This is a genomic window from Leisingera sp. F5, assembly GCF_001593695.1.
Genome location: NZ_LUKH01001286.1, coordinates 1 through 1,135, shown reverse-complemented (window position 1 = coordinate 1,135; position 1,135 = coordinate 1). Strand labels below are relative to the sequence as shown.

The 1,135-nt window shown below is 65.6% G+C and carries 3 protein-coding genes; 2 read left to right on the top strand and 1 reads right to left on the bottom strand.

The features are described from left to right. Both A2I95_RS40830 and A2I95_RS40825 read left to right on the top strand, forming a co-directional pair. A partial coding sequence (locus A2I95_RS40830; protein WP_291738005.1) for a zinc-binding dehydrogenase occupies nt 1-326 on the top strand: 326 nt, incomplete at its 5' end. Beyond that, nucleotides 304-516, top strand: coding sequence for a hypothetical protein (locus A2I95_RS40825; RefSeq protein WP_245596910.1), 213 nt, complete (start codon nt 304-306; stop codon nt 514-516). The genes A2I95_RS40830 and A2I95_RS40825, both read left to right, overlap by 23 nt. 244 nt (nt 517-760) lie before the next feature. Here A2I95_RS40825 and A2I95_RS40820 read toward each other — a convergent pair. Continuing rightward, the coding region (locus tag A2I95_RS40820) for an FCD domain-containing protein (protein WP_291738004.1) at nt 761-1,135 on the bottom strand (375 nt) is incomplete at its 5' end.

Below are 1,135 nucleotides of genomic sequence, written 5' to 3'. Positions count from 1 at the left end.
GCGTTGGGCTGTCGGCGGTGATGATCGCCACCGCACTTGGCGCCAATGTGATCGCTGTCGACATATCCGAGGAGAAGCTAGCGCTGGCCCGCAGCCTGGGCGCGGTTGCCGGGGTCGATGCCAGCACCGTCGCGGATGCGGCAGAAGCGGTGCGGGAGATCTCCCGCGGCGGGGCGCATGTGTCGCTGGACGCGCTAGGGGCATCCGGACACCTGCTTCAATTCGGTCAATTGCCTGCGCAAGCGCGGCAAGCATGTGCAAGTGGGGCTGATACTGGCGGATCACAGCACGCCGCAGATTCCGATGGCGCGGGTGATCGCGGATGAACTGGAGATACTTGGCAGCCATGGCATGCAGGCTCATCGCTACGGTGCAATGCTGGACATGGTGCAATCCGGCAAGCTGGCGCCCGGCCGGCTGGTCGGCCAGGAAATCAGCTTGGAGCAATCGCTAGCTTCACTGATGGAAATGGACCGGTTCCAATCCGTAGGCGCCACCACAATCACCCGGTTCTGAGCGGGCTGGCCAAGGCTTGCACAGCCTCGACGCAGAGCGGACCTTTAGAACTTGGCGACTTCGGCTCATGCAGGCCCTCCCGCGCCCGCGCGGCAGCGGCTTTGCCAGTGCCGCTGGCAGCCTTGGGCGTGGCCCGGCGCCACGGCGCCGGGCCACGCCCAACTGTGAGGGCAGTTTTCAAATTGCCCCGAACAGGCGGGAGTGCTTCCGCCCTCGTACATGCCAGCATGATTGGGACACAGACCTACCCGGTCAGGAGCCGCAGACCCTGGGTCACGTCCGAGCGCACTGCCAAACGCAAGCCCGGTTCATCCCCAGCTTTCAGCGCCGCGATGATCAGGCGGTGGTTTTGCGGCGGATCGGTGCGGCGCAACCGGCCGTAAAGCGCCCGCATGGTGGGGCCCAGCTGCAGCCAGACGGTCTCGGCCATTGCCAGCATGGCCGGCGCCTGGGCGCGCAGGTACAGGGTGCGGTGGAACTCCAGATTTGTGCGGATATACCCGACCGCGTCGCGCTTGGTGACCATCTCGGCCACCGTTCCATTGATCATTTGCAGCCGGTCGATCAGGGCCATATGCGCGCGCGGCAGGGCGCGGCTAGACAGCTCCACCTCCAGGAG

Bases quoted from the DNA above. Each gene is read 5' to 3' on its own strand.
- A2I95_RS40825 (WP_245596910.1), top strand. From the start codon at position 304: ATGGCGCGGGTGATCGCGGATGAACTGGAGATACTTGGCAGCCATGGC.